At 70.8% G+C, this 7,547-nt stretch carries 10 protein-coding genes and 3 tRNA genes; 8 read left to right on the top strand and 5 right to left on the bottom strand.

What is annotated here, in order from left to right; all coding sequences use genetic code 11:
* Nucleotides 1–118 precede the first annotated feature (118 nt).
* The 4 genes from VM840_10600 (at nucleotide 119) to VM840_10585 (ending at nucleotide 1,212) form a co-directional block, all read left to right on the top strand.
* Nucleotides 119–192 (top strand) — tRNA-Arg (locus tag VM840_10600).
* 49 nt (nucleotides 193–241) lie between these two features.
* A tRNA-His gene (locus VM840_10595) sits at nucleotides 242–319 on the top strand.
* A 45-nt stretch (nucleotides 320–364) separates the two neighbouring features.
* Entirely contained in the window at nucleotides 365–763 is a 399-nt protein-coding gene (locus VM840_10590) for a secondary thiamine-phosphate synthase enzyme YjbQ (protein ID HVL82025.1), read from the top strand.
* On the top strand, nucleotides 760–1,212 hold the full coding sequence (locus VM840_10585; GenBank protein HVL82024.1) for an SRPBCC family protein: 453 nt from the start codon (nucleotides 760–762) through the stop codon (nucleotides 1,210–1,212). The genes VM840_10590 and VM840_10585 overlap by 4 nt, the downstream gene beginning before the upstream one ends.
* Here the strand turns inward: VM840_10585 and VM840_10580 are convergent.
* Both VM840_10580 and VM840_10575 read right to left on the bottom strand, forming a co-directional pair.
* Nucleotides 1,209–1,784 (bottom strand): molybdenum cofactor guanylyltransferase, encoded by a 576-nt coding sequence (locus VM840_10580; protein HVL82023.1) that lies wholly within the window; start codon nucleotides 1,782–1,784, stop codon nucleotides 1,209–1,211. The genes VM840_10585 and VM840_10580 overlap by 4 nt on opposite strands.
* Nucleotides 1,781–2,236 carry a hypothetical protein gene (locus tag VM840_10575; GenBank protein HVL82022.1) on the bottom strand — a complete coding sequence of 152 codons (456 nt, stop codon included), beginning with the start codon at nucleotides 2,234–2,236 and terminating at the stop codon, nucleotides 1,781–1,783. The genes VM840_10580 and VM840_10575 overlap by 4 nt, the downstream gene beginning before the upstream one ends.
* Nucleotides 2,237–2,295: 59 nt before the next feature.
* On the opposite strand from VM840_10575, the gene VM840_10570 reads away from it, so the two are divergent.
* A complete protein-coding gene (locus VM840_10570; protein ID HVL82021.1) occupies nucleotides 2,296–3,048 on the top strand; it encodes a hypothetical protein in 753 nt (250 codons plus the stop codon).
* A tRNA-Lys gene (locus tag VM840_10565) sits at nucleotides 3,026–3,099 on the top strand. The genes VM840_10570 and VM840_10565 overlap by 23 nt, the downstream gene beginning before the upstream one ends.
* A 13-nt stretch (nucleotides 3,100–3,112) precedes the next feature.
* Here the strand turns inward: VM840_10565 and VM840_10560 are convergent.
* Both VM840_10560 and VM840_10555 read right to left on the bottom strand, forming a co-directional pair.
* Entirely contained in the window at nucleotides 3,113–3,616 is a 504-nt protein-coding gene (locus VM840_10560; protein HVL82020.1) for an FxsA family protein, read from the bottom strand.
* Between the two features lie 19 nt (nucleotides 3,617–3,635).
* Entirely contained in the window at nucleotides 3,636–4,661 is a 1,026-nt protein-coding gene (locus VM840_10555) for an AI-2E family transporter (protein ID HVL82019.1), read from the bottom strand.
* Between the two features lie 67 nt (nucleotides 4,662–4,728).
* Here VM840_10555 and VM840_10550 point away from each other — a divergent pair, with 67 nt between their 5' ends.
* Nucleotides 4,729–5,004: a hypothetical protein gene (locus tag VM840_10550; protein HVL82018.1), complete on the top strand. Its 276-nt coding sequence runs from the start codon at nucleotides 4,729–4,731 to the stop codon at nucleotides 5,002–5,004.
* Here VM840_10550 and VM840_10545 read toward each other — a convergent pair.
* Nucleotides 5,001–5,834 (bottom strand): aminotransferase class IV, encoded by an 834-nt coding sequence (locus tag VM840_10545; GenBank protein ID HVL82017.1) that lies wholly within the window; start codon nucleotides 5,832–5,834, stop codon nucleotides 5,001–5,003. The genes VM840_10550 and VM840_10545 overlap by 4 nt on opposite strands.
* Before the next feature lie 99 nt (nucleotides 5,835–5,933).
* On the opposite strand from VM840_10545, the gene VM840_10540 reads away from it, so the two are divergent.
* On the top strand, nucleotides 5,934–7,547 hold a 1,614-nt coding region (locus VM840_10540; protein ID HVL82016.1), incomplete at its 3' end, for a PASTA domain-containing protein.

Genomic DNA, 7,547 nt, shown 5'->3' with positions numbered 1-7,547 from the left:
CCAGCCGATCCCACCCCCGTGACCGGCGGCGGCTCATCGATGGGGTTGTGGCTCCTGGCTGGTGCCGCGGTCCTGCGGCGCTTCGCCGGATCGCGCTGAAGCGCGATACTCGTCGCGGGCCCCCGTAGCTCAACCGGATAGAGCACCGGCCTTCTAAGCCGATGGTTGCAGGTTCGAGTCCTGCCGGGGGCGCCGGCGCATCCCGGGGCCGCGCACGGCAGTACACTGCTTCCGCGACGTGGTGGCCGTAGCTCAGCTTGGTTAGAGCGCCTGGTTGTGGTCCAGGAGGTCGGGGGTTCAAGTCCCCTCGGCCACCCCACTCGCCCTCGTGCGGGGCACCCGCCTGCCGCGGCATCCTTGTCGTATGGACACGACCGAGCTCGCGGTCTCCGTCCCCGGCCGCGGCCTCACCGACCTGACCGACGAGATCCGCCGGTTCTGCGCCGGGAAGGGAGACGGACTGTGCAACGTGTTCGTCCCGCACGCCACCGCCGGCGTGGCCGTCCTGGAACTCGGGGCCGGGTCGGAGAGCGACCTGGAGGAGACGCTGGACCGGATCCTCCCGCGGGACGACCGCTGGAGGCACCGCCACGGCTCCCCCGGGCACGGGGCGGACCACGTCCTCCCCGCGCTCGTATCACCCTCACTGGTCCTGCCGGTGCTCGACGGGCGCCCGGCGCTCGGAACGTGGCAGCACGTCGTGCTGGTCGACCTCAACGTCGACAACCCGGACAGACGCGTCCGGTTGAGCTTCCTGAGATGAGGCCCGTCGTCCTGGAGATGCAACGATCCGTGCCCGGACCCCCGGCGATCGTCTGGGAGTTGATCACCGACTGGGAGAACCAGGGCGACTGGATGCTCGAGGCCTCCGACTTCCGGGTGGTTTCGACCGTCCGTGAGGGGGTCGGCGTCGAGGCCGAGGCGACCGTTCGCATCGCCGGGATCACCACCCGCGACCGGGTGCGCGTCACCGGGTGGGAGCCGGGCCGTCGACTCGCCATCGAACACAAGGGGTGGGTGTCGGGTGACGCGGAGCTGCATCTGACGGAGGCCCCGGGGGGCACGCATGTCCGCTGGGTCGAACATCTCATCCCCCCGCTCGGCCCACTGGGATGGCTCGGCCTGGTCGTCGTGTCGCCCCTGATGAGGCGGGTCTTCGATCGGGACCTGCGCGTCCTGGAGGGGTTGGTCCGCGCCCGGACCCGGCGCTAGCCCAGACGGGCGAGCGCCTCCTCGGTATCGACGCTCGTGAAGCTCGCCCCGGACGGGTCGATGTCCGAGGTCGGGACGAACAACGTCCGAACCGCGTCCGCCAAGGCGTGAGCGCGACGCTCGCCGCGGCGGACGAGTTCCCACGCCGCCTCCCGGCAGGCCGGTCCGTAGAACGCATGCAGCGGCTCGAGGCGACCGTCGTCGGTGCGCGGGACGACGGCCTCGTGATCCTCGCTCAGATCCAGGATGGCCGTGAGCGCATGAGGCTCGACCAGGGGCATGTCGCACGCCAGCACGATGGCGCCCCGGCCGTCGAGGGCGTCCAGACCCGCCGCGATCCCCGCGAGAGGACCGGCCGCCCCCGGGGGGTCGGGGACCACCGGTACGGCCAGGTTCGCGGCGAGGGATGGGTCGTTCGTCACGACGAGGAAGTCGTCCACGACGGCGCCCAACGCCTGCGCAACGTGCAGGACCATCGGCTGTCCCCGGAAGGGCACGAGTGCCTTCGGACGTCCCATGCGCGAGGAGGTCCCGCCCGCGAGGATGACCCCCGCCGTGGGCGCGGCCGTCATCGCCGTCGGGAGAACCGGATGGCGTACGAGTCGGACGAGAGCGGAACGGTCCTGGTGTCACGCCAGCCGGACACCAGCAACGTCCGCTTCACCTCTGCCTCGCCGACGGGCGCGAGTTCGCCGCGCGCGACCCGAGGCAGGACGGCCCACAACGCGCCCCCGTCCGCGACCCGGGCCGCATGGTCCCGGATCGTGTTCGCTGGGACGACCGCGAGCCAGACGATCACCAGGTCGGCCGACGCCTCCTCCGGGAGGGTCTCCTCGACCCTGGCGTTCTCGGGGAGGTCGAGCTCCGGAGGCGGGATCGTGACGGTGACCGTGCCCTCGGCCCCGACCGCTTCGGAGAGGGCCTCGACGAACCCGGTGGAGGGAGCTGCGGCGATGACCGTCTGCCCCTCCTCCAGGGAGAGGAGCTCGACGGCGGACGCCGGTGAACGCGGGACCTTGGGCATGAGCAGATCCTGTCACACGGACACGGGAGATGTCACCCGCGGCCGGTACCGTCGAACACATGTTCTTCACGGATCATGTGTGCGACAGCGTCGCCCGGTGGGGTGAGCTGAAGCGGTGGGAGAGGCGCGAGATCGGCCGGGAGCTGCGTCGGATGGGGCTCTCGTACTCCGAGATCTCCCGGCTGGTGCCCGTGACGAAGGGCACCCTCTCTGGGTGGTGCCGTGACCTGGAGCTGGGAGCGGAGGCGAGGGCGCGCCTCGCCGGGTTGAGGCGCCCGCGGGAGATCGACGCCCAACTGGGCCAGCGACGCCGTGAGCAGAACCGAACGCGGGTGCAACGGCTGCGTCGCGAGGCGACGCAAGAGGCGGCCGGTTGGACCAGCGACCCTCTATGGGTCGCCGGGGTGGTGGCCTACTGGGGGGAGGGGACGAAGGCCGGGCACGCCGTCGCGTTCTCGAATTCCGACCCACACCTCGCCCGACTGTTCATGACTTGGTCCCGGCGATACCTCCACCTCACCGATGACCGATACCGCGTTCAACTGCATCTGCACTCCGGCCAAGATGTCGACGCCTGCATGACCCATTGGGGGTCCGTCCTGTCGGTCCCGCGCGCAAGCTTCACGAGACCATTCATCAAGTCTGAGGGCACAGGACACCGGAAGAAGGTGATCTACATGGGAACCGCGCTCGTGCGCGTCACGCGAAGCGGTGACCTGCTGCACAAGGTCCTGGGATGGATCGACGCTCTCCGGGAGGGACCGACCGGTTGGGTACACTCTGGGTCTGGGGCCGCTAGCTCAACTGGCTAGAGCATCCGGCTCTTAACCGGAGGGTTCGGGGTTCGAGTCCCTGGCGGCCCACGACGGCCGGGAGCTACGGCTCCCGGCCGTTCTCGTCCCCCAACTGCGGTTCGGGCGACATCGGCACCTCACGGCTGCTCGCTCGGCCCGGCCGATCCCGGCGCTTTGAATGCTTCCACAGCCGGTCCGCGGCGCTCCCCCACAGCCCGAGGGAGAGGCGAGCCCGGCGCCCGGCCAGACGACGCAGCCACCCGCGGACCGCCGCCCGCACCGGCGGCACCAGCAGGAGCAGCGCCACGCCGTCCGTCACGAACCCGGGCGTCAGCAGGAGGGCGGCGGCGACGATGACCAGCACGCCGTCGACGATCTCGGCTGCCGGCACGCGGCCCGAGCCGACCTGCTCGCGGAAACGCCTGTAGACGCCGAGCCCCTCCCGTTTCGCGAGCCACGCTCCGACGATCGACACCGACAGGAGCAGGGCCAGGGTAGGCACGAGGCCCAGCACCTGGCCGACGCGGATGATGACGGCCAGTTCTACTAGCGGAACGACGATGAAGAGCGGGACCAGGATGGGCATGCTCAATCCTAGCGCCGGGTCAGGCTGCCTCCTGCCGGGGCATCCACACCTCGCGGGTGAGCACCTTGATCGAGGCCGCCATGGGGATGGCGAGCAGAGCCCCCACGAAACCGAGGAGCGAGGCGCCGATCAGGGCCGCGAGGATGACGGCGGCGGGGGAGATCTCGACGGCTCGCCTCATGACGCGCGGATGGATCAGGTAGTTCTCGACCTGTTGGTACACGACGTAGAAGACGACCACTGCGATCCCGAGGGGGATGGAGGTGAAGAACGCCACGAGGATCGCCGGGATGGCACCCAGGGTCGATCCGACCATCGGGATGAGGGCGGAGATCGCTATCCACATGGCCAGCGGTACGGAGAACGGCACCCGCAGGAGGGTGAGGACGACGAAGGCCGTCGTCCCCGAGATGACCGAGACGGTGAGCTGTCCGATCAGGTAGCCGCTGATGCGACCGAAGAACACGTCCGCGATCTCCTCGAAGCGCCGTCTTCGGCTCATAGGGAGGATGCGCTTGGCCCCCTCGACCAGCTGCGGGAGGTCGAGGAGGAAGTAGATGGTGAGGATCGTCACAGTGATGATGCTGAAGGCGATCCGGCCCAACCGCTGCGCAACCCCCAGCGCCTGTCTCCCCACCTCCTGGGGCGCACCCGCCAGGGACTCCTGCACCCGTTCGCTGATCCCGAACTGCTGGTCGATGTCGCGGAACCTGCGGCTGCGTTCGGTGAGGTCCTCGATGTAGCCCGGGACCTCCCTGGCCATCCTCTGGGTCTGGCGTACGAGCAGGGGCGTCACGGAGCCGACGAACCCACCGATGAACATGACGGCGCCCAGGAACACCACCAGGACGGCCTGTCCCCGGGTCATCCGCAGGCGGCGCATGGCATTCACGAGCGGGTCCAACCCGATGGCGAGGAACAGCGCGACGAGCAGCAGTACGAGGATGAAGCGGACGAGGTAAGCGGCGTACAGGAGCAGGGCCGCGGCCACCACCACCGCGACGACCCGCACGATCGTCCCTGTCGAAGGTTCCTGTCGCTGCACGTTTGGGGAGAGTAGCAACGCGCAGGGACGCGTTAGACTTCGGGATCGAGAGCCGCCAGGAGGGAGAATGTCCGAGCCGCTGACCCAGGAGCCCGAGCTCGAAGAGGTCAACCTCATCGCTATCGCCCGCCAGATCCGCGAGTCCCTCCTGAAGGACGGATCGCTCGAGCGGGCGCTCGCCGACGGACACATCACGACGATGCAGCTGATGCGGCTGCTGAACGCGATCTCGGGCGCCCGCCGGTGCATCGGGTTCATCCACCCCAGCTCCCTTGAGGAGCTGCCCGGTGAAGGACGGGTCACCCGTCAGGACGGGATCTTCATCCCGTCGAAGATCAACTAGCCGAGGATCTCCAGGACGCGGGCCCGGTACGCGGCCCGCAGCTCGGCCGCCAGAGGACCGGTCCGGACGGGCCGACCGTCCACCTCCGACACCCCGTACACCTCCCTCAGGCTCGACGTGAGCACGACCTCGTCGGACGCGAAGAGGTCGTCGAGGAGCATGTCCGACTCGACGGTCCGCAGCCCCAGCTCCCGAGCGACCTGAAGGACCGTCCCCCGCGTGACCCCCGGCAGCACGTCCCCGGTCGGGGCGGTCACGATCTCCGACCCCCGGATCGCGAAGAGGTTCGCCCCCGTCGTCTCCAGGACCCGGCCGTCCTGCTCCACGAAGAGCGCGTCGTCGGCGCCGCCGCGCCGCGCCGCGATCCGGCCGGCCACGCTGAGTCCGTACGAGGTCGACTTGATGCCTGCCATCGCTCGTCCCTGTCCGACGAGCGTCACCAGCCGCGCCCCTCGCGCGTACAGATCGGAGTAGTCGCGAAGCGGCCAGGCGGTGACCAGAACGTTGGGGGGGCCTGCCGGGTCCTCGTGGGGGTCGGGGGGTCCGGACCCGGCCGTCACCGTGATCCGCACGCCGCAGTCCGACAGTCCGTTCGCGCCCATCACCCCCTCGAAGGCCCGCGCGACCTCCTCATCGGTCGGGACGGGCAGGTCGAGGACGACGGCCCCGGCCCGCAGACGCTCCATATGCTCCCCGAGGGCCCAGGGACGCCCGCCGTAGCAGCGGAGCGTCTCGAACAGTCCCCATCCCCAGGTCAGTCCTCGGTCGAGGGCGGACGTGCGCGCATCGGCCTCGTCCACGATCTCGCCGTTCCACCAGACGCGAGCCATGCCCCATACTCCCCGTCCAGCGCCGGATCCGCACACGACCCGGCGACGGATGCGTAGGGTTGAGACACGGTCACCCGGGGATGCTGGAGCATCGTGGACATGGATCAGGACGTCTCTGCGCCGCGTCCTCCCGTTGGAGCCGGCGTCGTGCTCGACGAGCGGTACGAGCTCGTCGAACCCATCGGCCGGGGCGGGACTGCGGAGGTGTGGCGCGCCCGCGACACGCGTCTGTCCCGAGAGGTCGCCGTGAAGGTGCTGTCCGCAGCCTCAGCCACGGACCCGGCCCACCGCAACCGCCTCGAGAGGGAGGCGCGGGCTCTGGCCGCGCTCGCGCACCCAAACGTCGTGCACATCTACGACTACGGGGAGCAGCCATCGGCCTCCGGCTCCCCCATGCCGTTCATCGTGATGGAGCTCGTCGCCGGGCCCGACCTGCAGCAGCAGGTATCCGCGAGCGGGCCCCTCGAGCCGGCGGAAGCGGCGGAGGTGACCGCGACCATCCTCGAGGCCGTGGAGGAGGCACACCGCATCGGGATCGTCCACGGCGACCTCAAGCCGGCCAACGTCTACATGGCCCCGCAGGGGCCGAAGGTCGGGGACTTCGGGGTCGCGCGGATCCTGGCTGAGGAGACGGGTCACACCGTCCCGACCGCCACCCCCTCGTACGCGCCCCCCGAGCTCCTGCGCGGCGAGAGACCGGGCCCGGCGGCCGACGTGTACGCGGCCGCCTGCATAGCGTTCGAGCTGCTCACCGGTCGCCCCCCGTTCGTGGGTGACTCGTTCTGGAGCCTCTCGAACCAGCACCTGAACGACCCTCCCCCCGACCTGCGGGAGCTAGTGTCCGCGATCCCCGCGCCCATAGCCGCGGAGGTGATGCGCGGACTGGCCAAGGACCCGTCCGACCGGCCCGCCTCCGCCTCGGCGTACGCCCAGGAGCTCAGGGAGGCTGCGCAGCTGTCTGCAGGGCCGGTGCCGGTGGCCTCCGCCGGCTCCGAACCACCGGAGCCACCGGTCTCAGCGGTTCCCGCCGTCGCCGCTCCCTCCGATCCGGCGCCGCCTGAGCCACCGGGCTCCGGGGCGCCCGCGGTCGCGACCCCGTCCGACCCGGAGCCGACCGTGCCGGTGATCCGGGAGAGCACCCAGGTCCTCCCTTCCGCGCCTCCCCGACGGTCACCGCTCGCGCCTGTGGCGAGCGCCCTCCGACGCGTGCGTCCTGGTCCCGTCATCGCCCTGCTCGCTGTCCTGCTGCTCGCCGCCATGAAGGGCCAGGCGACGGCCACGGCCTCGGTCCCCGAGCTCGTGGGCCGGCCCCACCCGGAGGCGGCCCAGGCCGCCGTGGACCACGGCTTCCGGGTCCAGACCACCGAGGTCGACGAGGGTGGGGCTCCCGGGACGGTGGTCGCCCAGGACCCGCCCGCCGGGACGCTGCTCGCACGCACCGGGACCATCCGGCTCGTCGTCACACGAGGGAGCCCACAGGTCGTGATCCCCGAGGTGGCGGGACAGCCGCTCCCCGAGGCCCGCGCCACCCTGGAAGGGGTCGGACTGACCGTGGCAGAGGTCCTCTTCCGAGCGACCGAGGAGGTCGCACCGGGGACCGTCCTGCGCACGGATCCCCCCGCCGGCAGCTCCGTCGACGGGGGATCCCCCGTCTCGATGGTGGTGGCGGCCGGCGTCGACGACGGGGGCGGGGACGACGACGGCGGGGACGAG

This window comes from Actinomycetota bacterium (assembly GCA_035540895.1).
Lineage (GTDB): Bacteria > Actinomycetota > JAICYB01 > JAICYB01 > JAICYB01 > DATLFR01.
This window is presented reverse-complemented; position numbering and strand designations above follow the sequence as displayed.

Coding starts and splice junctions, on each gene's coding strand:
- VM840_10590 (HVL82025.1), top strand. CDS start 365: ATGGACACGACCGAGCTCGCGGTCTCCGTCCCCGGCCGCGGCCTCACC.
- VM840_10585 (HVL82024.1), top strand. CDS start 760: ATGAGGCCCGTCGTCCTGGAGATGCAACGATCCGTGCCCGGACCCCCG.
- VM840_10580 (HVL82023.1), bottom strand. CDS start 1,784: ATGACGGCCGCGCCCACGGCGGGGGTCATCCTCGCGGGCGGGACCTCC.
- VM840_10575 (HVL82022.1), bottom strand. CDS start 2,236: ATGCCCAAGGTCCCGCGTTCACCGGCGTCCGCCGTCGAGCTCCTCTCC.
- VM840_10570 (HVL82021.1), top strand. CDS start 2,296: ATGTTCTTCACGGATCATGTGTGCGACAGCGTCGCCCGGTGGGGTGAG.
- VM840_10560 (HVL82020.1), bottom strand. CDS start 3,616: ATGCCCATCCTGGTCCCGCTCTTCATCGTCGTTCCGCTAGTAGAACTG.
- VM840_10550 (HVL82018.1), top strand. CDS start 4,729: ATGTCCGAGCCGCTGACCCAGGAGCCCGAGCTCGAAGAGGTCAACCTC.
- VM840_10545 (HVL82017.1), bottom strand. CDS start 5,834: ATGGCTCGCGTCTGGTGGAACGGCGAGATCGTGGACGAGGCCGATGCG.